The organism is Comamonas sp. BIGb0152 (genome assembly GCF_024809975.1).
Lineage (GTDB): Bacteria > Pseudomonadota > Gammaproteobacteria > Burkholderiales > Burkholderiaceae_C > Comamonas.
The window spans coordinates 578,431-604,302 of the sequence record NZ_JANUDY010000001.1; the positions used below are offsets into that span (position 1 = coordinate 578,431).

General features: G+C 63.1%; 25 protein-coding genes. 5 read left to right on the top strand and 20 right to left on the bottom strand.

Going from position 1 to position 25,872, the window contains the following annotated elements; translation table 11 throughout:
- Positions 1-34 precede the first annotated feature (34 nt).
- On the top strand, positions 35-925 hold the full coding sequence (locus M2375_RS02585; RefSeq protein ID WP_259163732.1) for an NAD-dependent protein deacetylase: 891 nt from the start codon (positions 35-37) through the stop codon (positions 923-925).
- A 198-nt stretch (positions 926-1,123) separates the two neighbouring features.
- The gene (locus M2375_RS02590) at positions 1,124-2,602 is read left to right on the top strand and encodes a glycosyltransferase family 39 protein (protein ID WP_259163733.1); all 1,479 of its coding nucleotides are present in this window, start codon (positions 1,124-1,126) and stop codon (positions 2,600-2,602) included.
- A gap of 59 nt (positions 2,603-2,661) precedes the next feature.
- Here the strand turns inward: M2375_RS02590 and hisD are convergent, their stop codons facing one another.
- From hisD to M2375_RS02660, 14 genes are all read right to left on the bottom strand, one after another.
- A complete protein-coding gene (gene hisD / locus M2375_RS02595; protein WP_259163735.1) occupies positions 2,662-3,981 on the bottom strand; it encodes a histidinol dehydrogenase in 1,320 nt (439 codons plus the stop codon).
- A gap of 62 nt (positions 3,982-4,043) precedes the next feature.
- On the bottom strand, positions 4,044-4,694 hold the full coding sequence (hisG, locus tag M2375_RS02600) for an ATP phosphoribosyltransferase (protein WP_259163737.1): 651 nt from the start codon (positions 4,692-4,694) through the stop codon (positions 4,044-4,046).
- 91 nt (positions 4,695-4,785) lie between these two features.
- A complete protein-coding gene (locus M2375_RS02605; protein WP_259163738.1) occupies positions 4,786-5,028 on the bottom strand; it encodes a BolA family protein in 243 nt (80 codons plus the stop codon).
- A gap of 100 nt (positions 5,029-5,128) precedes the next feature.
- The gene (locus tag M2375_RS02610) at positions 5,129-5,884 is read right to left on the bottom strand and encodes an ABC transporter permease (RefSeq protein WP_182325453.1); all 756 of its coding nucleotides are present in this window, start codon (positions 5,882-5,884) and stop codon (positions 5,129-5,131) included.
- The gene (locus M2375_RS02615) at positions 5,881-6,831 is read right to left on the bottom strand and encodes an ABC transporter ATP-binding protein (protein WP_259163739.1); all 951 of its coding nucleotides are present in this window, start codon (positions 6,829-6,831) and stop codon (positions 5,881-5,883) included. Before M2375_RS02615 ends, M2375_RS02610 begins: the two co-directional genes overlap by 4 nt.
- A 55-nt stretch (positions 6,832-6,886) precedes the next feature.
- The gene (locus tag M2375_RS02620; RefSeq protein ID WP_310473156.1) at positions 6,887-7,168 is read right to left on the bottom strand and encodes an STAS domain-containing protein; all 282 of its coding nucleotides are present in this window, start codon (positions 7,166-7,168) and stop codon (positions 6,887-6,889) included.
- 3 nt (positions 7,169-7,171) lie between these two features.
- Positions 7,172-7,819, bottom strand: coding sequence for a phospholipid-binding protein MlaC (locus M2375_RS02625; protein WP_259163740.1), 648 nt, complete (start codon positions 7,817-7,819; stop codon positions 7,172-7,174).
- Between the two features lie 115 nt (positions 7,820-7,934).
- Positions 7,935-8,708, bottom strand: a complete 774-nt coding sequence (locus tag M2375_RS02630) for a VacJ family lipoprotein (RefSeq protein ID WP_259163741.1) — start codon at positions 8,706-8,708, stop codon at positions 7,935-7,937.
- A gap of 24 nt (positions 8,709-8,732) precedes the next feature.
- A complete protein-coding gene (gene mlaD, locus M2375_RS02635; protein WP_259163742.1) occupies positions 8,733-9,212 on the bottom strand; it encodes an outer membrane lipid asymmetry maintenance protein MlaD in 480 nt (159 codons plus the stop codon).
- A 41-nt stretch (positions 9,213-9,253) separates the two neighbouring features.
- A complete protein-coding gene (gene mlaE / locus M2375_RS02640) occupies positions 9,254-10,036 on the bottom strand; it encodes a lipid asymmetry maintenance ABC transporter permease subunit MlaE (protein ID WP_259163743.1) in 783 nt (260 codons plus the stop codon).
- Positions 10,036-10,863 (bottom strand): ABC transporter ATP-binding protein, encoded by an 828-nt coding sequence (locus M2375_RS02645; RefSeq protein WP_259163744.1) that lies wholly within the window; start codon positions 10,861-10,863, stop codon positions 10,036-10,038. The genes mlaE and M2375_RS02645 overlap by 1 nt, the downstream gene beginning before the upstream one ends.
- A gap of 271 nt (positions 10,864-11,134) precedes the next feature.
- Positions 11,135-11,923, bottom strand: a complete 789-nt coding sequence (locus tag M2375_RS02650) for an amino acid ABC transporter ATP-binding protein (RefSeq protein ID WP_310473157.1) — start codon at positions 11,921-11,923, stop codon at positions 11,135-11,137.
- Positions 11,924-11,977: 54 nt separating this feature from the next.
- Positions 11,978-12,631, bottom strand: coding sequence for an amino acid ABC transporter permease (locus M2375_RS02655; protein WP_259163746.1), 654 nt, complete (start codon positions 12,629-12,631; stop codon positions 11,978-11,980).
- Between the two features lie 209 nt (positions 12,632-12,840).
- Entirely contained in the window at positions 12,841-13,653 is an 813-nt protein-coding gene (locus tag M2375_RS02660) for an amino acid ABC transporter substrate-binding protein (protein WP_259163748.1), read from the bottom strand.
- Positions 13,654-13,879: 226 nt separating this feature from the next.
- Here M2375_RS02660 and M2375_RS02665 point away from each other — a divergent pair, with 226 nt between their 5' ends.
- Together M2375_RS02665 and M2375_RS02670 are read left to right on the top strand one after the other, a co-directional pair.
- Positions 13,880-14,347, top strand: coding sequence for a DUF3293 domain-containing protein (locus M2375_RS02665; protein ID WP_259163749.1), 468 nt, complete (start codon positions 13,880-13,882; stop codon positions 14,345-14,347).
- A gap of 37 nt (positions 14,348-14,384) precedes the next feature.
- Positions 14,385-14,684, top strand: coding sequence for a putative quinol monooxygenase (locus M2375_RS02670; protein WP_259163750.1), 300 nt, complete (start codon positions 14,385-14,387; stop codon positions 14,682-14,684).
- A gap of 47 nt (positions 14,685-14,731) precedes the next feature.
- Here M2375_RS02670 and fghA read toward each other — a convergent pair whose 3' ends face one another.
- From fghA to M2375_RS02690, 4 genes are all read right to left on the bottom strand, one after another.
- Complete coding sequence (fghA, locus tag M2375_RS02675; protein WP_259163751.1) at positions 14,732-15,598, bottom strand: S-formylglutathione hydrolase; 867 nt, start codon at positions 15,596-15,598, stop codon at positions 14,732-14,734.
- Complete coding sequence (locus tag M2375_RS02680) at positions 15,591-16,892, bottom strand: DEAD/DEAH box helicase (RefSeq protein ID WP_259163752.1); 1,302 nt, start codon at positions 16,890-16,892, stop codon at positions 15,591-15,593. Before M2375_RS02680 ends, fghA begins: the two co-directional genes overlap by 8 nt.
- Positions 16,893-17,037: 145 nt before the next feature.
- A complete protein-coding gene (locus M2375_RS02685) occupies positions 17,038-18,153 on the bottom strand; it encodes an S-(hydroxymethyl)glutathione dehydrogenase/class III alcohol dehydrogenase (protein WP_259163753.1) in 1,116 nt (371 codons plus the stop codon).
- Between the two features lie 59 nt (positions 18,154-18,212).
- On the bottom strand, positions 18,213-18,479 hold the full coding sequence (locus tag M2375_RS02690; protein ID WP_021026096.1) for a metal/formaldehyde-sensitive transcriptional repressor: 267 nt from the start codon (positions 18,477-18,479) through the stop codon (positions 18,213-18,215).
- A 271-nt stretch (positions 18,480-18,750) separates the two neighbouring features.
- Here M2375_RS02690 and M2375_RS02695 point away from each other — a divergent pair, with 271 nt between their 5' ends.
- Positions 18,751-19,371: a hypothetical protein gene (locus M2375_RS02695; RefSeq protein WP_259163756.1), complete on the top strand. Its 621-nt coding sequence runs from the start codon at positions 18,751-18,753 to the stop codon at positions 19,369-19,371.
- 101 nt (positions 19,372-19,472) lie between these two features.
- Here the strand turns inward: M2375_RS02695 and M2375_RS02700 are convergent, their stop codons facing one another.
- Entirely contained in the window at positions 19,473-20,948 is a 1,476-nt protein-coding gene (locus M2375_RS02700) for a glutamate synthase subunit beta (protein ID WP_259163757.1), read from the bottom strand.
- A 104-nt stretch (positions 20,949-21,052) separates the two neighbouring features.
- Complete coding sequence (locus M2375_RS02705; protein WP_259163758.1) at positions 21,053-25,834, bottom strand: glutamate synthase-related protein; 4,782 nt, start codon at positions 25,832-25,834, stop codon at positions 21,053-21,055.
- Positions 25,835-25,872 lie beyond the last annotated feature (38 nt).

Below are 25,872 nucleotides of genomic sequence, written 5' to 3' on the forward strand. Positions count from 1 at the left end.
CCACTATCATCCCAGGCAGCCAAGCCCCTACGCCATGCCACTTCTTACTGATGCGCTCCCGCAAACCCCCGCCGCCACTGCCGCCACTGCTGATCTGGCAGCCCTGACCACTTTGCTGGCACAGCACCGCCCCTGGACCGTGCTGACGGGCGCGGGCGTGAGCACCGGCAGCGGCATTCCGGACTACCGCGATGCACAAGGCGCCTGGAAGCGCCCCGCCCCCGTGCGCTTTCAGGACTTCATGGCGGACGATCCGGCCACACGCCAGCGCTACTGGGCGCGCAGCCTGGTGGGCTGGCCGGTGTTCTCGCAAGCGCAGCCCAATGCGGCGCACCATGCCTTGGCCCAGCTGGAGCAGGCGGGCTTTGTCCAGACCCTCATCACTCAGAATGTTGACGGCCTGCACCAGCGCGCTGGCAGCCGCCGGGTGGTGGATTTGCATGGCCGGCTGGACCAGGTGGTGTGCATGGCCTGCAAGCATCGCCTGGCGCGTGCCGATTTCCAGCACCAGCTGTTGGCAGCCAACCCCGGTTGGCAGCACCTGAGCGCGCAAGCCGCACCCGACGGCGATGCGGACCTGGCCGGTGTGGACTTTGCGGCTTTCCAGGTACCGGCCTGCCCGGTGTGCGGCGGTATTCTCAAACCCGATGTGGTCTTTTATGGCGAAAACGTGCCGCCTGCACGCCGCCAGGAGGCGCTGGATGGGCTGGCCGCCAGTGGCGCGCTGCTGGTGGTGGGCAGCTCCTTGATGGTCTATTCGGGCCTGCGCTTTGTCCATGCCGCCAAGCAAGCGGGCCTGCCGGTGGCAGCCATCAACCTGGGACAGATGCGCGATGGCGCCGTGCTGGATATGCAACTGCACGAAGCCTGTGCGCCAGCACTGCGCAACCTGGCCGATCTGCTCGCGCCTGCCCACAGCGACTGACATTTTCAGTAACCAAAACCCCAGCCCGGCACGCCGCCAGCGCTAGATGGAGCCGCAAGCCTGCAGCTACACTAGCCAGCTTTACATGGCCTGCAACCCCGCCCCAGCGTTGCGAGGCTCCCCACCTCGCTTTGTTGCATGTACCCTGCCGCCTCTCTCCTTCTCCCACCACCCGGCCACCAGAAAACGCTGCGCCTCATGCTGGCCCTCGCCTGCCTGTATGCGCTGGCCTGGACCCTTTTCCCGCCGCTGCTGGCCCCCAGCTTTCCGCTGGATGTGGTCGAGAGCCTGGGCTGGGGCCGTGAGTGGCAATGGGGCTATTACAAGCACCCACCGCTGCCGCCGATTGCGCTGCATGTGTCCTTTTTGGCGCTGGGCCGCTGGGGCCCCTTTGCACTGAGCCAGCTGTGCGTGGCGCTCACCTTGTGGCTGGTGTGGCTGACGGCCTGCCGCCTGGTAGGGCGCGAGCGGGCCTTTATCGGCACCGTGCTGACCATGGGCGTGGTCTTTTACACCCGGCCCGCGCTGGAGTTCAACCACAACATCGCGCAGATGCCGTTTTGGGCGGGTATCTGCTACTTCTACCTGGCCGCCTGGCAGGACGACAAGCGCTGGCAGTGGCTGATGCTCGGCCTGATGGCAGGCCTGGGCCTGCTGAGCAAATACTCGATCGGCCTGCTGCTGCTGTGCCTGGGGCTGTTTACCGTGTTGAGCCCAGCACGCAGCCTGCTGCGCCGCCCCGGGCCCTGGCTGGCGCTGGCCGTCATGGCCCTGGTGTTTGCGCCGCATCTGCTTTGGCTGCAGCACCACGACTGGCTGCCTTTCTCCTATGCCAAGTACCGCTCCAGCACCTCGGGCGAATCGCCCCGCGCCGGCGCGCTGGGCTTTTTGCTGACCCAGCTGCTCAACCACCTGCCGCTGCTGCTGGTGCTGCTGTTTGCCTATGTTCGGCTGCGCTGGTCCAAGCTGCGGCCTGCTACCACCGCCCCCTGGCAATGGCATAGCACGCAGCCCGCCTACCTTTGCCTGATCGCCCTTGCACCCGGTTTGCTGCTGGCCGCGCTGGGCATGGCGCTGGGCCTGCGCCTGCGTGATATGTGGGGTGTGCCGATGTGGCCTTTCAGCGGCGTGCTGGCTGCCGCGCTGATCCCCAGCGCCTGGCTAGGCCCCATGCGCCGTTATCTGCTGCGCGGCATTGTTGTGTGGTTGGTTCTCATCTCGCTGCTCTGCGGCCTCTACCTGTGGAAGATCTCGGACTTTCGCAAAAGCCCGGTGCGCAGCGATTGGCCCTCCGCCGCGTTGGCGCAGCAGGCCGAGGCCACCTGGAACACGCTGTCCAGCTGCCCGCTGGATACCGTGGCCAGCGATGCCTGGACGGGCGGCTTGGTGGCGATTGGCGCCCAAAGCCAGCCGTCGGTATTGATCCCGGGCGACCCACGCTATTCACCCTGGGCCACGGCCGAGCGGCTGCAAAGCCGTGGCGCACTGCGGATCTGGCAGGCTGAAGAGGATGCGGACCGGGATGCCCCAACTGGGCCCTATCCGGTGCTTGATGGGCTGCAAGGCATGCACATGCATGAAGGCGAATGGGCCATTCCCTGGCCCCGAGGCCAGAGCCGTGCGGACCTGGTGGTTCAATGGCGCGCCTATGTGCCTGCAGCCTGCGAACGCCGTTGATCACCGCTTTGCTTGCTCTGCCCCTGCCGTTTTGGCTGGGGGCAGCAGGCGAGCGATGCTTAGCGCTTGATGCGCATCTCGGCCGCCCGCGCGTGGCCCTGCAGGCCTTCGCCGTAGGCCAACACCGCAGCGGTCTTGCCCAGCACCTGGGCACCGGCCTCGCTCACCTCGATCAGGCTGGAGCGCTTTTGGAAATCGTAGACCCCCAGCGGTGACGAGAAACGGGCCGTGCCGCTGGTGGGCAGCACATGGTTGGGGCCTGCGCAGTAGTCGCCCAGGCTCTCGCTGGTGTAGGCACCCAGGAAGATCGCGCCGGCATGCTTGAGCAAGGGCTCCCATTGGTGCGGATCGCGGGCGGAAACCTCCAAGTGTTCGGGCGCGATGCGGTTGCTCAGCGTACAGGCCTCTTCCATGTTGCGCGTCAAAATCAGCGCGCCCCGGTCGGACAGGCTCTTGGCGATGATGGCCTTGCGTGGCATCTCGGGCAGCAGGCGGTCAATCTCGCGCTGCACGGCATCCAGGTAAGCGGCATCCGGGCAGAGCAGAATCGACTGCGCCAGCTCATCGTGCTCGGCCTGCGAGAACAGGTCCATGGCCACCCAGTCCGGTGGCGTCGTGCCATCGGCCAGCACCAGGATTTCGCTGGGGCCGGCAATCATGTCGATGCCCACCAAGCCAAACACGCGCTTTTTGGCACTGGCCACATAGGCGTTGCCTGGGCCGGTGATCTTGTCCACCTTGGGGATGGTGGCCGTGCCATAGGCCAAGGCGGCCACCGCCTGGGCGCCGCCAATGGTAAAGGCACGGTGCACGCCGGCCACATAGGCGGCAGCCAGCACCAGCGGGTTCTTCACGCCCTGGGGCGTGGGCACCACCATGATGATGTCTTCCACACCGGCCACATGGGCGGGGATGGCGTTCATCAGCACGCTGCTGGGGTAGGCGGCCTTGCCACCGGGCACATAGATGCCGACGCGGTCCAGCGGCGTGACTTTCTGGCCCAGCAAGGTGCCGTCTTCGTCGCGGTAGCTCCAGCTCTCGCCATTGGCCTTTTTCTGGGCCTCATGGTACGAGCGCACCCGGCGCGCGGCGGATTCAAGGGCTTCGCGCTGCTCGGCGGGCAGGCCCTCAAAGGCGGCTTTGAGCTCTTCCTTGCGCAGCTCCAGCACATCCATGCTGCTGACCTGCAGGCCATCAAAGCGCGCCGTGTAGTCCAGCACCGCAGCGTCGCCGCGTTGCTGCACGTCTGCCAGGATATCGGCCACCCGCTGCTCAATGGCCGCATCCGTGTCTGCCGACCAATGCAGGCGCTGAGCAAAATCATGCTCAAACTGGGCATCGGTGGTTGACAGACGGGCGGGAGCGGCGACGAATTCCATAGTGGTTACCTTCTGACTCAGACACTTTTCAAACAGGCAAGTGCCAGCCTGAGAGGGGGCGCTTAAACCGGGGCGGTTTGGGCTACACCCGCGGCAAACACATCAATGATATGGCGCAGGCGCTTTTGCTTGAGCTTGAGCGCTGCCTGGTTGACCACCAGGTGCGAGCTGATGTCGATGATGTGCTCGACTTCCTGCAGGTGGTTGGCGCGCAAGGTGTTGCCGGTGCTCACCAGGTCGACGATGGCATCGGCCAGGCCCGTCAAGGGCGCCAGCTCCATGCTGCCGTAGAGCTTGATCAGGTCCACGTGCACCCCCTTGCGTGCGAAGAACTCACGCGCAATCAGCGGGTACTTGGTGGCCACCCGCAGGCGTGCGCCGCGCTTGACGGCTTGGGCATAGTCAAAATCATTGCGCACCGCCACGCTCACGCGGCACTTGGCAATCTGCAGATCCAGCGGCTGGAACAGGCCCTCGCCACCGTGTTCGAGCAAGGTGTCCTTGCCGGTCACGCCCAGGTCTGCACCGCCGTACTGCACATAGGTGGGCACATCGGAGGCACGCACCAAGACCACCTGCACATCGGGCTGGGTGGTGGCAAAAATCAGCTTGCGCGATTTCTCGGGGTCTTCCAGCACCTCGATGCCTGCGGCTGCCAGCAGCGGCAGGGTTTCATCAAAAATACGGCCTTTGGAGAGGGCCAAGGTGATCATGGTGGTGTTGTCCATTGGGCGCTTTCGCCAGCGGCAGCCTGCGCATCCTTCGCGGATGGGGCGGGGCCAGCCAGGGTTGAAACAAGAATAATCAGGCCTGCAGCGCAGCCCACTCGGCGGGGGTGTGCGTCTTCATCGACAGCGCATGCACCTCGTCGGTGTGCATCTTCTGGCCCAAGGTGGCATAGACCAGCTGGTGGCGTTGGATCAGGCGTTTGCCTTCAAAAGCGGGCGAAACAATGGTGGCAAACCAGTGGCGGCCATCACCTTCCAGCGCAATATGCTCACAGGCCAGGCTGGCCGCGATGATGTCTTTGAGGTCCTCAGCAGTCATTGCACGCTCTCACTTAGTCGATTCGAAAGACCGGCCAGCGGCTGCGTGGGGCGCGCCTCTGGCCGGGCGGCTGCTGCAACACGGCAGCAGCAGGTGTTCATCAATTGCGGATCTTGTAGCCGGTGCGCAGCAGCTGCACGGCCAGCGCACTCACCAGCAGCCAGGCCACGGCCACAATGCCCAGACTGAGCCAGGGCGAGGTATCGCTCTGGCCAAAAAAGCCGTAGCGGAAGCCGTCGATCATGTAGAAGAAGGGGTTCAGGTGGCTGACCTTTTGCCAAAACGGGGGCAGCGACTGGATCGAATAGAACACACCCGACAGAAAGGTCATGGGCACGATCACAAAATTCTGGAACGCGGCCATCTGGTCAAACTTGTCGGCCCACAGGCCAGCCAGCAGGCCCAGGGTGCCCATCAGGCCGGCGCCGAGCACGGCAAACATCAGCACCCAGGGCAGGGACGCAAAATGCGGTGGCGCAAAGAACAGGGTGATCACATAGACCCCCAGGCCCACAGCCAGACCGCGCACGATGGAGGCGCCGACAAAGGCAAAGAACCAGCCCCAGTGCGACAGCGGCGTCAGCAGCACAAACACCAGGCTGCCCATGATCTTGCTTTGCACCAGGCTCGACGAGCTGTTGGCAAAGGCGTTTTGCAGCAGGCTCATCATCACCAGGCCCGGCACCAGAAACGCGGTGTAGCTGACATTGTCAAACACCGCCACCCGGCCTTGCAGCACATGGCCAAAGATCAGCAGGTAGAGCACAGCGGTCAGCACCGGCGCCGCCACGGTCTGGAAGCTCACCTTCCAAAACCGCAGCACTTCTTTGTAAAACAGGGTTTGCCAGCCGTTCATCGTGCCACTCCCGCGCCCAGTTGCGTCGTGGCATGGTCCACCACGGCATCGCGCGCCATCACTTGCAAAAACACATCTTCCAGATCCGCGCGGCGGATCTCCAGGTCTTCCACCACCACAGCGGCGGTGCGCAGCTGGCCCAAGATACGTTCCACATCCGCAGCACTGCTGGCCGGCAGTTGCACAATGCGGCCGGTAATACGGGCCTGCGCCGCCAGATCAGCGGGCAGCAAGCCATCGGTCTTGAACTGCAGCACATTCGACGAGCTGCCCTGCAGCAACTCGGCCATGGTCGACAGCGCCACCACATGGCCCGAGCGCAGCATTGCAATGCGGTTGCACAGCGCCTCGGCTTCTTCCAGGTAATGGGTGGTGAGCAGCACCGTGTGGCCCTGCTTGTTGAGCTTGCTGACGAACTGCCACAAGGTCTGGCGCAGTTCCACGTCGACGCCAGCCGTGGGCTCATCGAGCACGATGATGGGCGGCTTGTGCACCAGCGCCTGGGCGACCAACACGCGGCGCTTCATGCCACCGCTGAGCTGGCGCATATTGGCGCTGGCCTTGTCGGCCAGGCCCAGGCTTTCGAGCAGCTCATCGATCCAGGCATCGTTGTTCTTGACACCGAAGTAGCCGGATTGGATGCGCAGCGACTCGCGCACATTGAAGAAGGGGTCAAACACCAGCTCTTGCGGCACGATGCCGAGCTTGCGGCGCGCGTTGGCATAGTCCTCGCGCACATCGCTGCCCAGCACCTTGACCGAACCACTGCTGGCGCGGGCCAGGCCGGCCAGAATGCTGATCAAAGAAGTCTTGCCCGCGCCATTGGGCCCAAGCAGGCCAAAGAACTCCCCTTCCTCGATATCGAGGCTGACGTTGTTCAGTGCCTGGAAGGGACCCTTGGCGGTCTGGTAGACCTTGGAGACGGATTGGAATGCGATGGCGGACATGAGTCGGCCATTGTAGGCGCAGCGGCCGGATGGCGCTGTCCTGGGGATTCAGGCCTCAGCCGGCGGTCTCGATCAGGCCATCGACGCCATAAAGGCGCGCCAGCGAGAGCACGGGTGCAGACAATCCGCTCATCTGAAAGGGCCGGCTCGCCGCCAATGCCGCGCGGCGGCTGCCCAGCAGCACGGCCAGTGCCGACGAATCAAACACGGCCAGTGCACTGGCGTCGATATGCACATCGGCGCCCGCGGGCAGTTGCGCCATGGCAGCCTGCAACTGCTGCAGGCAGGCCTGGGCCTGGTCATGGGTCAGGGTCGAGGGCAGGCTGAGCACGGCCATGGCTTACTTGCCTGCGTTGGCCTTGTTGCGGGCAGCGATCGAATCGATCAAGGTCTGGGGGCTACCACCGGGCTTGTTGAGCTCTTCCTGGAACTGGTTGCGGTAGGTTTCCACCATCCAGATGCCCATCACATTCAGGTTGTAGATCTTCCAGCCCATGCCCTGGCCGGGGGTCTTGACCAGGCGGTAGTCCAGCTGGATCGGGTCGCCACGGCCCAGAATCTCAGAGCGCACCACCACCTCTTTGTCCGCAGGCTGCATGCGCACCGGCTTGACGCTGATGGTCTGGTTGCTCACCTGGTGCAGCGCCCCGGCGTAGGTGTTGACCATCAGCTTCTTGAACTCATCTTGCAGTTGCTGCTGCTGGGAGGCGGTGGCAGTACGCCACTTGGGGCCCACGGCCGAGGCCATCATGCGGCGAAAATCCACATTGGGCATGACCACGCTGTCCACATAAGACGTGATCTTGGAGACATCACCACCGCGGATGGACTGGTCGGTCTTCAAGGTGCTCAGCACTTCGTCCGAGAGCTGCTTGATCATGGCGTCCGGCGCCATGTCTGCAGCGCTGGCCATCAATGGAGCAGATGCCAGGCCGGCCACCACAGCCCATGCAGCGGAGTACTGTACCCATGCGCGACGATTGATCATATTGGTTCCTTTGTAGCCCGCGTCTGCAACCCAGACCCGAACGTTTTTTAGAGGCTGAGGTGGGCGCGCAGTTGCATGCACCACCAGATTTCTTGTAAGTTTTTATAAATTTGGCTTATTTGACGCCGCCCTGAGGCGCGGGGTCGGCGGCCGACTCGTTCATCCACTGGGTCTCGTCTTCGTCGTCGCCCGCTTGGGTGGCATTCTGGCGCAGCTGCAAATAGGCATCGCGCGTGAAGCTGTACTTGTCCAGCGCCGCAGATTGCACCAGCGAGGTGGTGCTCAACAGATTGGCGCGGGTGTTGACGATGCGCAGACCGGTGAGCGAGTTGCGCACCGGCACATCGTTGATGGAGCTGACCACGTTGCCCTGCCAGTCCACCACCATGCCCGCCGAGTCGCGGATGGTCGAGGGGCCCAGCAGCGGCCAGACGATGTAGGCGCCTGCAGGCACACCATAGCGCGCCAAGGTCAGGCCAAAGTCCTGCTTGTGGCGCTCGATGTCCATCTCACTGGCCACGTCGATCAAACCGCCCAGACCGAACACGGTGTTGGTGGTAAAGCGCACCACGCTGTTGTAGGTGCCCTCACCCTTGAGCTGCAGCGCGTTGTTCACCACCGACCACAGATCGCCCAGATTGGCGAAGAAATTGGTCACGGCAGTGCGCACCACGGTCGGCGTCACATCGCGGTAGCCGGTGGCCACGGGCTCCAGCACCGCCGTGTCAACGGCATCGTTGAAGCTGAACATGGCCCGGTTGTAGGGCTCCAGCGGATCGCGGGGATTGGCGCCAGGGCCGCTGGCGCAGCCGGTCAGCGCAGCGGCCAGACCCAGGGAAGACGCCAGCATCCAGGTGCGTGCGCGTTGCTTGTTGGTTGGATAACGCATCATCGTTCTCGTTTTTAGCTTGTGTTATTCGGCGGCTTTCGGTGCCGAGCTCTCTGAGGCCTTGCCATACAGGAACTGGCCGATCAGATTCTCCAGCACGATGGCCGATTGTGTATTGGTGACGGTGTCACCGCTTGCCAAAGGCTTTTCATCGAAACCGGCCTCGACGCCCACGTACTGGTCGCCCAGCAGGCCACTGGTCAGGATCTTGAAGGAGCTGTCCTTGGGGAAGGCATAGCCATTCGTCAGCTCGACATGGACATCGGCCTGGAAGGTCTGGTCATTGAAGCTGATGCTCTTGACACGGCCTACCTTGACGCCCGCGCTGCGCACCGCAGCCTGGGGCTTCAAGCCGCCAATGTTGTCAAAGCGGGCGGTCACTTCATAGCCTTTGTTGAAATCCAAGGTCAGCAAGTTGCCCGCGCGCAGCGCCAGGAACACCAGCGCCGCAGCGCCCAGCATGACAAACAGGCCAACCCAGATATCGGTTTTGGAGGGCTGCATATGCGTATCCGTTTCTCTTTTCTGTATCTATAGAGTAGGCGTCAGATGCTGAACATCATCGCGGTGAGCATGAAGTCCAGCGCCAGCACCGACAAGGAGGCCATGACCACGGTGCGCGTGGTGGCGCGCGAGACACCTTCTGGCGTGGGCTTGGCCACAAAGCCTTGCAGCAAGGCGACAAAGGTCACGGTGATGCCAAACACGATGCTCTTGATCACGCCGTTGCCCAGATCCTTGAATACATCGACACCGCTTTGCATCTGGCCCCAGAAGGCACCGCCGTCGATGCCCAGCATCAGCACACCCACAATCCAGCCGCCCATGATGCCGACGGCACTGAACACGGCAGCCAGCAGCGGCATCGCAATCAAGCCAGCCCAAAAGCGCGGCGCCAGAATGCGCTCGACCGGGTCGACGGCCATCATCTCCATGGCCGAGAGCTGCTCGCCCGCCTTCATCAAACCGATCTCGGCGGTCAAGGCCGTGCCAGCGCGCCCGGCAAACAGCAGCGCCGTGACGACCGGGCCCAGCTCGCGCAGCAAGGTCAGCGCCACCATCATGCCCACGGCCTCGGCCGAGCCGTAGCGCTGCAGAATGTAATAGCCCTGCAGCCCCAGCACAAAGCCGACAAACAGGCCCGACACGCCAATGATGGCCAGCGAGTAATTGCCCAAGAAATGGATCTGGTCACGCAACAAGGCGGGGCGCCGCAGCACATAGCCCAGGCCCAGCAGCAGGCGCAGCAGCAAACGCGTGGCCTGGCCTACAGCCACGGCCTTGCTGCGCAGTGCAAAACCAATATCAGCAGGATGCCACCAACGCATCAGCGGTCTCCTTTCGAGGCAGCGATGCCAAAGTCTTCATCGATGCTGGGCCCTTGCACATGAAAGGGCACCGGCCCTTGGGGCAGTGCGTGGACAAACTGGTGCACCAGCGGATCTTGGCTGGCGCGCACCTCATCGGGCGTGCCCTGCGCAGCCACCACGCCGGGGCCCAGGATGATCACCTGGTCGGCCAGCTTGAAGGTCTCTTCCAGATCGTGCGAGACGATGATGCTGGTGAGGCCCAGCGCGTCGTTCAGCTCGCGGATCAGCTGTGCCGAGGTGCCCAGCGAAATCGGGTCCAGCCCGGCAAAGGGCTCGTCGTACATGATGAATTCGGGATCGAGTGCCATCGCACGGGCCAGCGCCACACGCCGGGCCATGCCGCCGGAGATTTGCGAAGGCAGCAAATCGCGCGCGCCGCGCAGGCCCACGGCCTGCAGCTTCATCAGCACGATGTCGCGCACCAGGCCCTCGGACATATCGGTGTGCTCGCGCAGCGGAAAGGCCACGTTCTCGAACACCGACATGTCGGTAAACAGCGCGCCAAACTGGAACAGCATGCCCATGCGGCGCCGGGCCGCATACAGCTGCGCCTGGCTCATCGCACCCACATCCTGGCCGCCCAGCAGCACCTGGCCCGACTGGGCCTTGGCCTGGCCGCCGATGAGCCGCAGCACCGTGGTCTTGCCACCGCCGGATGCGCCCATCAACGCCGTCACTTTGCCACGCGGAATGTGCAAGGACACATCGCGCAGGATCAAGCGGTCGCCATAGCCGAAGGTGACATTGCGCAGTTCGACAAGTGGAGGTTGAGCGTTGGATTGCATAGAAAAGCCGGGAACATCCGGCATCGTCATCATAAGAGAGGGGCCATGCCCCTCTCTGTAGTCAGTTGTCGCAGCGTAAGCCGTGACGCTTACCGCCTGTAACAAACATTCATGAATGTATTTATATCGCCAGATCGTAACCCAGACCAATGAAGCCCCGCAGCCCCATAGGCTATTTTCTATCGGCAGCGAAAAGACAACGATCCAGCATCGCACGGGCAGCGCCAGCCCCCTTCGGCGCCAGCGTCAACAAACGTGAAAGCGCCCGTGATTAGAGCATATTGTCCAAAAAGGAACGAATGCGGGCATGGCTGCAATCTTCAAAGAAAGCGCGGGCCGGCTTGGCTTCGATCAAGGAACCCTGGTCCATAAAAACCACAGTATTGGCCACCTCGCGGGCAAAGCCCATTTCGTGGGTCACCACCAACATGGTCATATGCTCTTCGGCCAATTCGCGCATGGTGCGCAGCACCTCGCCGGTCAGCTCGGGGTCCAGCGCGGAGGTGGGCTCGTCGAACAGCATGATGTCCGGCTCCATCGCCAGCGCGCGCGCAATGGCCACGCGCTGCTTTTGCCCGCCCGACAGACGCGCCGGATAGGCATCGGCCTTCTCCTGCAGCCCCACCTTGCGCAGCAACTCCTGGGCCTTGGGCATGACCTGGTCCCGCGTGAGGCCTTTGACGACCATCGGTGCCTCGGTGATGTTCTCGATCACCGACAGGTGCGGGAACAGGTTGAATCCCTGAAACACCATGCCCATGCGGCGCAGAATGGCGCGCATCTGGGCTTCGGGCGCGTACTGGGCCTGGCCCTGCGCATTGGTGCTGACCAAGGTCTGGCCCTCGACCACCACCGATCCCGCATCAATCACTTCGAGGTGGTTCAAGCAGCGCAGGAACGTGCTCTTGCCGGAGCCGGAAGGTCCGATCACCGCCATCACCTCGCCCTTGTGGATATCAAGCGACACCTTCTTGAGCACCTCGGTGCCATTGAAGGCCTTGCAGATATCACGCGCCTGCACCATCACCGGGGTGCCCATGTCATTGCCAGTCATTGCCATTCTCCTGCCCCGTTCGCCGTGGCCACTCCCCGCACATCCATCCACCCCAGCCAATCAGGCGTCATATTTGGCATAGCGCTTTTCCAGGCGGTTGAAGCCCCAGGTCAGCACCAGAGTCATCAGCAAGTAAAAGGCCGCCGCGACCACAAAGGGCGTGGTCGTGAAGTCGCGCTGCACAATACCGCGCGCGGCGCGCAGCAGGTCATTGAGCGCCAGCACATAGATCAGCGAGGTGTCCTTCACCAGGGTGATGGTCTCGTTGCTGACCGGCGGCAAGATGGTGCGCACCATCTGGGGCAGCACAATGCGGCGCATGGTCTGGCTGTAGGACAGGCCCAGCACCTTGGCGCCCTCGTACTGGCCCCGGTCCACGCTCTGGATACCGGCGCGGAAGATCTCCGCAAAATAGGCCGCGTAGTTCAACGCAAACGCCACGACAGCCGATGGGAAATCGGGCAGGCGCACGCCAATCACCGGCACAAAGGGCAGCGCGAAATAGATAAACAGCAGCTGCAGCATCAGCGGCGTGCCGCGCATCAGCCAGATGTAGGCCTCGACAAAGCGCGACAGCGCCTTAAAGCGCGACAGGCGCGCCAGCGCCAAAGCCAGACCCAGTGGCACCGACAGCACCAGGGTGATGACAAACAGCTTGAGAGTCACCAGGGCGCCGTTGGACAGCGGCCCCAGCAGGGAAATTACATAGTCCATCAATGGCCTTCAGGGTGGCGGCAGCGCAGGAGGCCGCTGGCCACAGGCACGAGTGCGCTTGGCGCCTGTTGACGATCCAAGCCTGGCACTCCTGTCATAAAAATCCGTTCTGGCCGCCGGGCAGCGCCCCGCGCTGCGGCAGCCATGGGCCTCGCCCAAAAGCACAAGACCGGCACGCTGTGCGGGCCCGGTGCATGCTTAGGCAGTGATCAGTGCTTGATCACGTCGGCGCCAAACCACTTCTTGGCGATTTCTTCGGCCTTGCCGTCCTTCTTCATGTCGGCCAGCACGTCGTTGATCTTGTTACGCGTGGCTTCGTCGTCCTTTCGGAAGCCCACGCCGTAGTCTTCGGTGCCAAAGTCTTCGGCCAGCACAACGTAGTTGTCAGGCTTCTTGGAGACCAGGTAACGGCCCACCACCTCGTCCACCACCACGACATCCAGACGGCCTGCTTCCACATCCATCAGCGCAGCAATGTTGTCGCCAAACAGCTTGGTTTCCTTGAACTGGGCGGACAGCTCCTTGTCCTTTTGCATCGCGGTCACGGCACTGGAGCCTTCTTGCGCACCAACGATCTTGCCTGCCATGTCGGCCTTGGCCTTGATGGGCGAGCCAGCCTTCACGATGATGATCTGCTTGTTGACCATGTAGGGGTCGGTGAAGAGGATCTTTTCCTTGCGCTCTTCCAAAATGGTCAGGCCGTTCCACAGCGCATCCACGCGCTTGCCCAGCAGCTCGGCTTCCTTGGCGTTCCAGTCGATGGGCTTGAATTCGACTTCGATACCGGCGCGTTTGGCCGCTTCGCGGGCCATGTCGATGTCAAAGCCCACGATCTCGTTCTTCTCGTCACGGAAACCCATAGGCGGGAAGTTGTCGTCCAGACCCACCACCAGCTTGGTAACTGCAGCCGCTACGGGTGCCGGTGCGGGCGCTTCTGCCGCAGGCTTGGGCGCCTCATTCTTACCGCAAGCGGTGAGCAGGGCCGTCAGCGCCAGGGTGGCAACGAAAGAACGTTTTTTCATGTGTCTCGACCAAAGAGAAAGACAAAGTAAGAGCACTTGACTTGATTTTTACAAGCGTCAGCGTGCAGGCGAATCGCGTATTGTCTCCGATCACACGAATTTCGTGTCGCTTATGGGGAAAACTCTGCCGGACTAGTCGGACGTCCGCAAGCCGCTACCATGGCTGCCCGGGTGCCAGCCCATGGGCGAGGCATCTTGATTTCACCGCCTTCTATACCGCCAGTGAATGATTTACAACACGGGCGCATCCCCCTTTATGACCACCCTCTCGCCCGAATTGCGCAAGGCCTTTGAAGAAACGCAGTACCACGTGCTGCACCAGGCCCCCTTTCTTCTGCAGGTGGGCCAAGCCCAAACGGCGCTCAGCGCCCTCTACCAGCAGCACCAAACCGATTGCAGCTGCTTCATCACCGCTTTCAACCCCATGGGCGAGCTGCTGGACAAGGACGAGAACATCGAGCGCCACGCCCAACTCGGCCGCGCGCTGGGCGCTGCAGGCATGGCGGCGCTGCCCGCAGTGGCCCAGCACCCGGCCAACGGCTGGCCGGCCGAACCCGGCTACCTGGTCATCGGCATGGGCCGCGACGATGCCCAGCGCTGGGCCGCGCAGTGGGAACAACTGGCAGTGCTGTGGACCAGCGCCGACATGGTGCCCGAGCTGCTGGAAACCCGTGTGCCGGGCTGGATGCGCTGACCCCCGGTTTTGTCACAAGCCTTTGAGAGGAAACCCCATGCTGTTGATCGTCGGAACCGTCCGCCTGCCCGCCGCCAACCTGGAGCGGGCCCTGCCCGCCATGCGGGCGATGGTAGAAGCCTCACGCGCCGAAGCCGGTTGCCTGGAATATGGCTACGCCCAGGATGTGCTGGTGCCCGGGCTGATCCACGTCAAAGAACTCTGGAGCGACCAGGCCGCGCTGGATGCGCATTTCGCCTCCAGCCACATCCAAGCCTGGCGCGCCGCCTGGCCTGCGCTGGAGATGGGCGACCGCAACCTCCGCGTCTACGAGGTGGGCGCGCCGCGCAGCACCTGAGCGCCTGTACCAGCCAGGCGCGCAATGCGGCGAGCGCTTAGCGTTGCTTAGAGTTGGCCCGCGTGAAAGCGCAGGTGCTCATCCATAAAGCTCTGGATGAAGTAGTAGCCATGGTCATAGCCGCCATGGCGGCGCAAGGTCAGCGGCTGGCCGACTTGCGCGCAGGCGGCCTCAAAGGCCTCGGGCAACAACTGCTTTTCCAGCAAGAACTTGTCGGCCAGGCCCTGGTCGACAAGGATGCCGGCCGGGTATGGCGGCTGCGTTTGCGCGGCCATCAAGGCCGTGGCATCGTGCTGCGCCCATTCGGCCTGGTTGTCGCCCAGGTAGCCGGCAAAGGCTTTTTGGCCCCAGGGGCAGTTCAGGGGGTTGGCAATTGGCGCAAAGGCCGATACCGACTTGAACAGGCCCGGGTGGCGCAGCGCCAGGGTCAGCGCGCCATGGCCGCCCATGCTGTGGCCAAAGATGCCCAGGCGCTGCAGATCGATCGGCAGCTTGGCGCCCAACAGCGGCAGCAGGTCTTCCAGAATGTAGCTTTCCATGCGCCAGTGCAGCGCCCAGGGCTTGGCCGTGGCATCCAGGTAAAAACCGGCGCCCACGCCAAAATCCCAGCTCTCGGATTCACCGGGCAGACCCGCGCCGCGCGGGCTGGTGTCGCAGGTGACCAGGGCCACATTCAGCGAAGCCGCCAGGCGCTGGGCGCCGGCCTTGGTCATAAAGGTTTCTTCGGTACAGGTGAGGCCCGCCAGGTACAGCAGCGCCGGCACTTTCTCGCCTTCCACCGCCTTGGGCGGCAGAAACACCGAGAACTTCATCGCCAGGCCGATCTGGCTGGAGAAATGCTCGTAAAAACGCTGGGCGCCGCCAAAACAGGCATGGGCCGCCTGCAGCTTGAGGCTGGCTTGGGCATCAGACATCGGAATTTCCTTCGGTGGGGGATTGCGGCGATGCGGCCTGTGCGGCCGCTGCACGCAGCTTGTCTTTCTTGCTCATGCGCTTGCCCTTGATGCCGCCATTGCCCGACTCGTCGGGCGAGCCCTGCACCGGCACCGGCTCGGTCACCGGGTACTGCGCGGGCGTCTGCAGCTCCATCTCCAGCGCATTGCGCTTGGCGATCACCTTCCAGTGCGCCAGGCTGGCGGGGGTGACCAGGCTGATGGCCAGGCCGCTGGTGCCCGCCCGGCCGGTGCGGCCAATGCGGTGGGTGTAATCGGTGGGCGAGCGAGGCAGGTCGTAGTTGATGACCAGGGGCAGCGACTCGACATGGATGCCGCGCGCGGCCAGATCGGTGGTGACCAGCACCTGCCACTGGCTGCTGCGGAACTCCTCCAGCACCTGCTGGCGCGCGCCCTGGCTCAGGTCGCCGTGGAAGGCGGTGGCGCTGACACCCTTGTCATACAGCTTGTTGGCCACATGCTCGGCGCTGTAGCGGCTGGCCACAAACACCAGCATGCGCTGGCCAGCGTACTGCCCCACCAGCTCGCGCAGCCAGGTCGTGCGCTTGGCGGCATCCAGGTAGTAGGCCTGCTGCACGATGGTGGCGTCTTGCAGGTGGGTCGAAGCGATCTCCACCTTCTCGTGCGTGGCACGCAGCAAGGTCGGCACCAGCGCCTGCACGGCCGGCGCAAAGGTGGCCGACAGCAGCAGGGTCTGGCGCTGCTCACGGGGCGGCACCAGGGCCAGCACGCTTTGCAACTCCTGGGCAAAGCCCAGGTCCATCAACCGGTCGGCCTCATCCAGCACCAAGGTGCTGATGGTGTCCAGCCGCAGCTTGCTGTGCGCCGCCACATCGAGCAAGCGCCCGGGGGTGGCAATCACCAGCTCCACACCGCCGCGCAAGGCCAGCAGCTGGGGGTTGATCGACACGCCGCCGGTGAGCACGGCCACCTTGGGGCGGCGGCCCAGGGCCTGACCGACAAAGTAAACCAGCTCGGCCACCTGGGTGGCCAGCTCGCGCGTGGGCACCAAAATCAAAGCCTGCGTCTCATGCCGGCCGGCTTGGGCTGCCGCATCGCTCAGCATCCAGGCCTGCAGCAAGGGCAGCACATAGGCCGCCGTCTTGCCCGAGCCGGTAGGCGCGCAGCCCAGCAGATCACGCCCGTCCAGAATGGCCGGGATGGCCTGGGTCTGGATGGCCGTGGGTGCCATCAGGCCATGGGCCTGGGCAGCGTGGGCCAGCGACGGGGCAAGGCCAAGAGAGGTAAAAGACATGGATTTCAATGGTGCGGGCTGGGCCGCAGAGACAACAAGCCTCGCATTGTCGCCCCTGGCAGCGCCGCCTGTGCTGCGCAGGACTATTGCGGCACCTGCTTGCAGCGAATGCTGACCAGCCATGGCTAACCATGGCCAGCAGGGTTTAGCTGGCGTAATTGACCACCGAGCGGATCGACTTGCCTTCATGCATCAGGTCAAACGCCTCGTTGATCTTGGCCAGGCCCATGGTGTGGGTGACAAAGGGCTCGAGCTTGATCTTGCCGGCCATCGCGTCTTCGACCATGCCGGGCAGCTCACTGCGGCCTTTGACGCCGCCAAAGGCGGTGCCCAGCCATTTGCGGCCGGTAACGAGCTGGAAGGGACGGGTGGAGATCTCCTGGCCCGCGCCCGCCACACCGATGATCACGCTCTGGCCCCAGCCACGGTGCGCGCATTCCAGCGCCGCACGCATCACCTGGGTGCTGCCGATGCATTCAAAGCTGTGGTCCACACCCCAGCCGGTCATCTCGACGATCACCTGCTGGATCGGCTTGTCAAAGTCCTTGGGGTTGATGCAGTCGGTCGCGCCAAAGGTCTTGGCCAGCTCGAACTTGCCGGGGTTGGTATCCACCGCAATGATGCGGCCGGCCTTGGCCAGCTGCGCACCCTGAATCACCGCCAGGCCAATGCCGCCCAGGCCGAAGACGGCGACGCTATCGCCCTCTTGCACCTTGGCGGTGTTCTTGACGGCGCCCAGGCCGGTGGTCACGCCACAGCCCAGCAGGCAGACCTGCTCGGGGTTGGCATCGGGGTTGACCTTGGCCAGCGACACTGCGGCCACCACGGTGTATTCCGAGAAAGTAGAGCAGCCCATGTAGTGGTAGATGGGCTCGCCGTTGTAGCTAAAGCGCGTGGTGCCATCGGGCATCACGCCCTTGCCCTGCGTGGCGCGCACTGCCACGCAGAGGTTGGTCTTGCCGCTCTTGCAGAACAGGCACTCACCGCACTCTGCCGTGTACAGCGGAATCACATGGTCGCCTGGCTGTACGCTGGTCACGCCCTCGCCCACTTCCACCACGATGCCAGCGCCTTCGTGGCCCAGCACGGCCGGGAAGATACCTTCGGGGTCATCACCGCTCAGGGTGAAGGCATCCGTGTGGCACACGCCCGTATGGGTGATCTTGACCAGCACCTCGCCCTTTTGGGGCGGCGCAACGTCGATTTCGACAATCTGCAAAGGCTCTCCGGCTTTGAAGGCAACAGCGGCGCGGGATTTCATGGGTGGACTCCTTGGGTCTAAAACGGGGGGAACGGTCAAACGCGGCCAGCGCCGCGCGCCTATTTGAGGTACGAGCGCAGCAGCGACAGCATCTCGTCAATATCCGCCTGCGAGGGCGCCGGCTGCTTGGCCATGGTCTCGCGCATATGGCCATCGAGCAAGTCAGCCATCAGGCCATGCACGGCCCCGCGCATGGCGGCGAGCTGCTGCAGGATGGGGGCGCAATCACTGCCCGCCTCCACCGCGCGCTCCAAGGCCTCCGCCTGGCCTTTGATGCGGCGCAGGCGGGTGATGGCGCGGTGTTTGTCTTCGGCGTTATGGGGCATGGCAGGCGGGGCTTGCAGCGGCGCAGAACAGCGCAGAAATTGGGTACTGGGCCAGAGTATAAGTCAAAGTTATAAATTCCTCATATGAAGAATGTATGAAAACCTGATTTACTCCCGGGGGGTATCCACCCAGATGGGCCCTATCTTCGTTGAAAACCAGCAGAGTTTGTTAACCACTGTCTTCATGACAGCCCAGTGAACAATACGCACCATGGCTCAACAATGACCCCGCCTAGAATTCCCACCAACATCATCGAACACCGGATCAGTTATGAAATTTCTTCCAAGTTTTGCGGCGCTGCTTGGCGCATCCCTGCTGGCAGGCTGTGGAAATATCCAAACCGTGAAATCATTTTCAACCGCATACCAAGAGCCCAGCGATGGCGAGCGAGCGCGCGTGCGCATCGTCTCAGACGGTATGGTGCGCGCCGTACCCAAAAGTGCCTGCGTGGACTGGCGCGTGCCAAATGCAGGGGTCATGGTCTCATCGAAGAAAGGTTTTGCAGACCAGAACAACCGCTCACTCAACATGCCTGGTGAGCCACACAGGCTGAAAAGCGAGGGCAGCACCGTTGTCTCGGAGTTCTATGTGCCCGCCAACGAGCCCCTGACTTTTGCCTATCTCAGCAACGGCCACACGAACAACGGAAAACAGGTCCAATGCCGCGTCAATAAGACGTTTACCCCGCAGGCTGGCAAAGACTACGAAGCACGGTTTGTTGTGCTGAAATCGCAAGACGACAAGGCATTTTCTTTGTTCAACACCTCTGCCAACAACAGCTGTCTGTCGCTCATCACAACGCTCACAGCAGATGGCATGCCCGATGTGACGCCTGCGAACCTGGTTAAGCCGAGCGACGCGGCTTTGTGCCATGCCACCGATATTCTTTGACCGCTCATAGCAAAAAACGCAAGCATTTCTGATGCTTGCGTTTTTTTGTGGACTCCATGCAAGGGGCCCCTGAGTGGCGCTCTACACGCCCCCCGACGGCCTTAGCGCGGCAGATCGCTCCAGCCCATCAGGAACTCGTCAACGGAGCGGGCAGCCTGGCGGCCTTCGCGGATGGCCCAGACCACCAGCGATTGGCCTCGGCGCATGTCGCCAGCGGCAAACACCTTGTCCACGTTGGTGGCGTAGCCGCCGCTGAAGTCGGTGGTGGCGCGGGCGTTGCCCCGGGCATCCTTGTCGACGCCAAAGGCATCCAGCACGGTGGCGACCGGGTTCACAAAGCCCATGGCCAGCAGCACCATGTCGGCAGGCCATTCCTTTTCCGTGCCCTTGACTTCGCTCAGCTTGCCGTCCTTGAACTCCACCTGCACGGTGGTGAGGCTTTTGACCTTGCCTTTTTCGCCGTTGAAGGTCTTGGTGGAGATCGCAAACTCGCGCACCGCGCCTTCTTCATGGCTGGAGCTGGTGCGCAGCTTGATCGGCCAGTAAGGCCAGACCATGGGCTTGTTTTCCTGCTCGGGCGGCATGGGCATGACCTCGAACTGGGTCACGCTCTTGGCGCCATGGCGGTTGCTGGTGCCCACGCAGTCGCTGCCGGTGTCGCCACCGCCGATGACGATGACATCCTTGCCATCGGCGCGCAGCTGGCCCTTGATCTTGTCGCCGGCATTGATCTTGTTCTGCTGGGGCAGGAATTCCATCGCGTAGTGCACGCCGTCCAGGTCGCGGCCCGGCACGGGCAGGTCACGCGATTGCTCGGAGCCACCGGTCAGCAGCACGGCATCGAACTCGGCCTTGAGCTGCTCGGGGGAGATGGTCTCCTTGGCCCAGTTGGTAACCTTGCTGTCCTTGCCCAGACCTTCCTTGCCGGCCACCAGCACGCCGGTGCGGATGGTCACGCCTTCGGCCTGCAACTGCACGGCGCGGCGGTCGATGTGGACCTTGTCGAGCTTGAAGTCAGGGATGCCGTAGCGCAGCAGGCCGCCAATGCGGTCGTTCTTCTCGAACAGGGTGACCGAATGGCCAGCACGGGCCAGCTGCTGGGCGGCGGCCATGCCAGCGGGGCCGGAGCCCACGACGGCCACTTTTTTGCCGGTCTGGAGCTTGGGCGGGCGCGGCTGCACCCAGCCCTCTTCCCAGGCGCGGTCAATGATGGCGTGCTCGATGGACTTGATGCCCACGGGCTCGTCGTTGATGTTCAGCACGCAGGCCGCTTCGCAAGGTGCGGGGCAGATGCGGCCGGTGAACTCGGGGAAGTTGTTGGTCGAGTCCAGTACATGAAAGGCGGACGCCCAATCAGCGCGGTACACCAGATCGTTGAAATCCGGAATGATGTTGTTGACCGGGCAGCCGCTGGTGCAAAACGGCGTGCCGCAGTCCATGCAGCGGGCACCTTGCTGCTTGGCCTGCTGCGAGTTCAGGCCAACCACAAATTCCTTGTAGTGCTTGAGGCGGTCTTCCACGGGGGCATAGCCCTCGTCGATACGCGCAAATTCCATAAAGCCTGTGACTTTTCCCATGATCGAATCTCTTGCTTGTCTGCTGCCCGCGCCGCGTTGGCGGGGACAGCAATCGTGGTCATTAATAAGGGGCGGAGTGGCTGGCGGCAGGGCCGCCAGCGGCCTCATTTGGCGGCAGCGTCCACACTCTTCTTGGCCGAGGTCTTGGCCTTGGCCAGTTGGGCCTTGGCTTCGGCTCTTGCGTAAATCTCGCCCAGGGCGCGCTTGTACTCGGTCGGGAACACCTTGACGAACTTGTTGCGCACCTCGGCCCAGTTGTCCAGCAACTCGCGCGCACGCTTGCTGCCGGTCCAGCGCAGGTGGTCGGCCAGCAGGCGCTTGAGCTGGGCTTCGTCGGTCTGGCCGTTGTGCCACACACCCTTGTCGATGCTCGCCTCTTGCTCGGCCTGGGTCAGCACCTTGTCCATGGTCACCATGGTGGTGTTGCAGCGGCTGGCGAACTGGCCATCTTCGTCATAGACGTAAGCCACGCCACCGCTCATGCCGGCGGCAAAGTTGCGGCCGGTCTTGCCAAGCACCAGCACGGTGCCGCCGGTCATGTATTCGCAACCATGGTCGCCCGTGCCTTCCACCACCGCCGTGGCACCCGAGAGGCGCACCGCAAAGCGCTCACCAGCCACACCGCTGAGGAAGGCCTCGCCGGTGGTGGCGCCGTACATCACGGTGTTGCCCACGATGATGTTCTTGTGCGCCTCGCCCCGGAAATCCAGGCTGGGGCGTACCACCACGCGGCCGCCAGACAGGCCCTTGCCGGTGTAGTCATTCGCGTCACCCACCAGGTACAAGGTGATGCCATTGCACAGGAAAGCGCCAAACGACTGGCCGCCCGTGCCTTCGACACGGATATGGATGGTGTCGTCCGGCAGGCCTTCGGCATGCACCTTGGTCACTGCGCCCGAGAGCATGGCGCCCACGGTGCGGTTCACATTGCGCACGGTCTCCAAGATCTTGACCCGCTCGCCCTTGTCGATGGCGGGGCGTGATTTCTCGATCAGGATGTTGTCGAATGCCTTTTCCAGGCCGTGGTCCTGGTTTTGCGTGTGGTACAGCGGCACATCGCCCGCCACATCGGCACGGGCCAGCAGGCGGCCAAAGTCCAGGCCCTTGGCCTTCCAGTGGGTGATACCGTTCTTCATGTCCAGCAGATCGGCGCGGCCCACCAGGTCGTCGAACTTGGAGATACCCAGCTGGGCCATGATCTGGCGGGCTTCTTCGGCGATGAAGAAGAAGAAGTTCACAACATGCTCGGGCTTGCCGCTGAATTTCTTGCGCAGCTCGGGGTCTTGCGTGGCCACGCCCACCGGGCAGGTGTTGAGGTGGCACTTGCGCATCATGATGCAGCCCTCGACCACCAGCGGTGCGGTGGCAAAGCCGAATTCATCAGCACCCAGCAGCGCACCGATCACCACGTCGCGGCCGGTCTTCATCTGGCCATCGGCCTGCACGCGGATGCGGTTGCGCAGGCCGTTGAGCACCAGGGTCTGCTGGGTTTCGGCCAGGCCGATTTCCCAAGGCGAGCCTGCGTGCTTGATCGACGACCAGGGCGATGCGCCCGTGCCGCCATCGTGGCCGGCGATCACCACATGGTCGGCCTTGCACTTGGCAACGCCGGCAGCAATCGTGCCCACACCCACCTCGGACACCAGCTTGACGCTGATGGTCGAATGCGTGGCGACGTTCTTCAGGTCGTGGATCAGCTGGGCCAAATCCTCGATCGAGTAGATGTCATGGTGTGGCGGGGGCGAGATCAGGCCCACACCGGGCACCGAGTAGCGCTGCTTGCCGATGTACTCGGTGACCTTGCCACCGGGCAACTGGCCGCCTTCACCGGGCTTGGCGCCCTGGGCCATCTTGATCTGGATCTGGTCGGCAGAGGCCAGGTACTCGGCCGTCACACCAAAGCGGCCCGATGCCACCTGCTTGATGCGCGAGCGCAGGCTGTCGCCGTCTTGCAGCACGTAGTCGGATTCAATCTGGTCCTTGCCGATGATCGATGCCAGCGACTCGCCTTGCTTGATGGGGATGCCCTTCAACTCATTGCGGTAACGGGCGGGGTCTTCACCACCCTCACCGGTGTTGCTCTTGCCGCCAATGCGGTTCATCGCCACCGCCAGGGTCACATGGGCTTCGGTGCTGATGGAGCCCAGCGACATGGCGCCGGTGGCAAAGCGCTTGACGATATCGGCAGCCGACTCGACCTGCTCGACCGGAATGGCCTTAGCCGGATCGATCTTGAACTCGAACAGGCCGCGCAAGGTCATGTGGCGCTTGCTCTGGTCGTTGATCAGCTGCGCGTATTCCTTGTAGGTGTTGAAGCTGTTGGCGCGGGTCGAATGCTGCAGCTTGGCAATCGCATCGGGGCTCCACATATGCTCTTCACCCCGGGCACGCCAGGCGTACTCGCCGCCGGTATCCAGCATGGTGGCCAACACCGGGTCGTCGCCAAACGCGGCCTTGTGGCGGCGGATGGCCTCTTCGCCGATCTCGAATACACCCAGGCCTTCAACGCGGCTGGAGGTGCCGGTGAAGTACTTGTCGATGGTTTCGCTGTTGATGCCCACGGCCTCGAACAGCTGCGCACCGCAGTAAGACATATAGGTGGACACACCCATCTTCGACATGATCTTGGACAGACCCTTGCCGATGGCCTTGATGTAGTTGTAGATCGCCTTGTCGGCCGACAAATCGCCAGGCAGGTGCTGATGGATTGAGGTGATCGTCTCCAGCGCCAGGTAGGGGTGGACGGCTTCTGCACCATAGCCGGCCAGCACACCGAAATGGTGCACTTCACGGGCGGTACCAGTCTCCACCACCAGACCGCAGGCGGTGCGCAGGCCTTCGCGGATCAGGTGCTGGTGGATGGCGGACAGCGCCAAGAGCGCCTGGATGGCCACCCGGTCTTCGCTCACGCCCTTGTCGCTGATGATCAGAATGTTGTGGCCGGTCTTGATCGCATCCACCGCTTGCGCGCACAGCGATGCCAGGCGCGCTTCCACGCCTTCGCTGCCCCAGACCAGCGGGTAGGTGATATCGAGCACGGCCGAGCTGAACTTGCCGGCGGTGTGCGCACGGATGTTGCGCAGCTTGACCATGTTGGCAAAGTCCAGCACCGGCTGGGTGACTTCCAGGCGCAGCGGTGGGTTGACCTGGTTGATGTCCAGCAGGTTGGGCTTGGGGCCGATGAAGGACACCAGGCTCATCACAATCGCTTCACGGATCGGATCGATCGGCGGGTTGGTCACCTGCGCGAACATCTGGCGGAAGTAGTTGTACAGCGGCTTGTTCTTGTCCGACAGCACGGCCAGCGGGCTGTCATTGCCCATCGAGCCAATGCCTTCTTCGCCGTTGGCAGCCATCGGGCTCATCAGGAACTTGATGTCTTCCTGGGTGTAGCCAAAGGCCTGCTGCAGGTCCAGCAACTCGGGCGAATCTTGCTCATCGGCAACGGCACCGAACTCCTGCGAGGCCTGGGCCTGCTGGTCCACCTGCGATTCGCCGGCTACGGGGGTAACCACCTCGTCCAGGCGGATGCGCAGGTCTTCGATCCAGCGCATGTAGGGCTTGGCGTTGGTCAGCGAAGACTTGACTTCTTCGTCGTCGATCAAGCGGCCCTGGTCCAGGTCGATCAGGAACATCTTGCCGGGCTGCAGGCGCCACTTGCGCACAATCTTGTGCTCGGGCACAGGCAGCACGCCGGACTCGGAACCCATGATGACGAAATCATCATCGGTCACGCAGTAACGCGCGGGGCGCAGGCCGTTGCGGTCCAAGGTGGCGCCGATCTGGCGGCCATCAGTGAACACGATCGAGGCGGGGCCATCCCAGGGCTCGATCATCGCGGCATGGTATTCATAGAAGGCGCGGCGGCGCGTATCCATGGTGGCATGCTGCTCCCAAGGTTCGGGAATCATCATCATCACGGCCTGGGCCAGCGGGTAGCCCGCCATGGTCAGCAATTCCAGGCAGTTGTCAAAGGTGGCCGTGTCGGACTGGTGCGCAAAGCTGATCGGGTAGAGCTTTTGCAGGTCGTTGCCCAGCACGGGCGAGCTCATCACGCCTTCGCGGGCGCGCATCCAGTTGTAGTTGCCCTTGACGGTGTTGATCTCGCCGTTGTGCGCCACATAGCGGTAGGGGTGGGCTAGCGGCCATTCGGGGAAGGTGTTGGTCGAGAAGCGCTGGTGCACCAGGCCCAGCGCCGAGACGCAGCGCTCGTCTTCCAGATCCCGGAAATAGGTGCCCACCTGGTCGGCCAGCAGCAAGCCCTTGTAGATGACGGTGCGGCTGCTCATGCTGGGCACGTAGTACTCTTTGCTGTACTTGAGCTGCAGGTTCTGGATCGCCGCGCTGGCGGTCTTGCGGATCACATACAGCTTGCGCTCCAGCGCATCCTGCACGATGACATCGGCGCCCCGGCCGATGAACACCTGGCGGATGATCGGCTCTTTCTCGCGCACCGTGGGGGACATCGGCATCTCGCGGTTCACCGGCACATCGCGCCAGCCCAGCAGCACCTGGCCTTCGGCCTTGATGGCGCGCTCCAGCTCTTCCTCGCAAGCCAGGCGCGATGCATGTTCCTTGGGCAGAAAGACCATGCCCACACCATATTCGCCAAACGGCGGCAGCTTGACGCCCTGGGCCGCCATCTCGTCGCGGTACAGCGCATCGGGCAGCTGGATCAGGATCCCCGCGCCATCGCCCATCAGCTTGTCCGCCCCCACCGCACCCCGGTGGTCCAGGTTCTCCAGAATCTTCAGAGCCTGGGTCACGATGGCATGGCTCTTCTGGCCCTTGATGTGGGCCACAAAACCGACGCCGCAGGCATCGTGTTCCAGAGTCGGGTCATACAGACCCTGAGCTTGCATCTGCTCGCGTGCGGTAGCCGACATGGCGCAATCCTTCAAATAATCTATCGCGGGAAGGTCAA

Excerpts from the sequence above, each read along its gene's own strand:
- M2375_RS02645 (WP_259163744.1), bottom strand. The coding sequence starts at position 10,863 with ATGCAATCCAACGCTCAACCTCCACTTGTCGAACTGCGCAATGTCACC.
- M2375_RS02670 (WP_259163750.1), top strand. The coding sequence starts at position 14,385 with ATGCTGTTGATCGTCGGAACCGTCCGCCTGCCCGCCGCCAACCTGGAG.
- hisD (WP_259163735.1), bottom strand. The coding sequence starts at position 3,981 with ATGGAATTCGTCGCCGCTCCCGCCCGTCTGTCAACCACCGATGCCCAG.
- M2375_RS02605 (WP_259163738.1), bottom strand. The coding sequence starts at position 5,028 with ATGACTGCTGAGGACCTCAAAGACATCATCGCGGCCAGCCTGGCCTGT.
- M2375_RS02705 (WP_259163758.1), bottom strand. The coding sequence starts at position 25,834 with ATGTCGGCTACCGCACGCGAGCAGATGCAAGCTCAGGGTCTGTATGAC.
- M2375_RS02610 (WP_182325453.1), bottom strand. The coding sequence starts at position 5,884 with ATGAACGGCTGGCAAACCCTGTTTTACAAAGAAGTGCTGCGGTTTTGG.
- M2375_RS02650 (WP_310473157.1), bottom strand. The coding sequence starts at position 11,923 with ATGGCAATGACTGGCAATGACATGGGCACCCCGGTGATGGTGCAGGCG.
- M2375_RS02590 (WP_259163733.1), top strand. The coding sequence starts at position 1,124 with ATGCTGGCCCTCGCCTGCCTGTATGCGCTGGCCTGGACCCTTTTCCCG.
- fghA (WP_259163751.1), bottom strand. The coding sequence starts at position 15,598 with ATGTCTGATGCCCAAGCCAGCCTCAAGCTGCAGGCGGCCCATGCCTGT.
- hisG (WP_259163737.1), bottom strand. The coding sequence starts at position 4,694 with ATGATCACCTTGGCCCTCTCCAAAGGCCGTATTTTTGATGAAACCCTG.
- M2375_RS02700 (WP_259163757.1), bottom strand. The coding sequence starts at position 20,948 with ATGGGAAAAGTCACAGGCTTTATGGAATTTGCGCGTATCGACGAGGGC.
- M2375_RS02585 (WP_259163732.1), top strand. The coding sequence starts at position 35 with ATGCCACTTCTTACTGATGCGCTCCCGCAAACCCCCGCCGCCACTGCC.
- M2375_RS02685 (WP_259163753.1), bottom strand. The coding sequence starts at position 18,153 with ATGAAATCCCGCGCCGCTGTTGCCTTCAAAGCCGGAGAGCCTTTGCAG.
- M2375_RS02665 (WP_259163749.1), top strand. The coding sequence starts at position 13,880 with ATGATTTACAACACGGGCGCATCCCCCTTTATGACCACCCTCTCGCCC.
- mlaD (WP_259163742.1), bottom strand. The coding sequence starts at position 9,212 with ATGCAGCCCTCCAAAACCGATATCTGGGTTGGCCTGTTTGTCATGCTG.
- M2375_RS02655 (WP_259163746.1), bottom strand. The coding sequence starts at position 12,631 with ATGGACTATGTAATTTCCCTGCTGGGGCCGCTGTCCAACGGCGCCCTG.
- mlaE (WP_259163743.1), bottom strand. The coding sequence starts at position 10,036 with ATGCGTTGGTGGCATCCTGCTGATATTGGTTTTGCACTGCGCAGCAAG.
- M2375_RS02630 (WP_259163741.1), bottom strand. The coding sequence starts at position 8,708 with ATGCGTTATCCAACCAACAAGCAACGCGCACGCACCTGGATGCTGGCG.
- M2375_RS02680 (WP_259163752.1), bottom strand. The coding sequence starts at position 16,892 with ATGTCTTTTACCTCTCTTGGCCTTGCCCCGTCGCTGGCCCACGCTGCC.
- M2375_RS02695 (WP_259163756.1), top strand. The coding sequence starts at position 18,751 with ATGAAATTTCTTCCAAGTTTTGCGGCGCTGCTTGGCGCATCCCTGCTG.
- M2375_RS02690 (WP_021026096.1), bottom strand. The coding sequence starts at position 18,479 with ATGCCCCATAACGCCGAAGACAAACACCGCGCCATCACCCGCCTGCGC.
- M2375_RS02620 (WP_310473156.1), bottom strand. The coding sequence starts at position 7,168 with ATGGCCGTGCTCAGCCTGCCCTCGACCCTGACCCATGACCAGGCCCAG.
- M2375_RS02625 (WP_259163740.1), bottom strand. The coding sequence starts at position 7,819 with ATGATCAATCGTCGCGCATGGGTACAGTACTCCGCTGCATGGGCTGTG.
- M2375_RS02615 (WP_259163739.1), bottom strand. The coding sequence starts at position 6,831 with ATGTCCGCCATCGCATTCCAATCCGTCTCCAAGGTCTACCAGACCGCC.
- M2375_RS02660 (WP_259163748.1), bottom strand. The coding sequence starts at position 13,653 with ATGAAAAAACGTTCTTTCGTTGCCACCCTGGCGCTGACGGCCCTGCTC.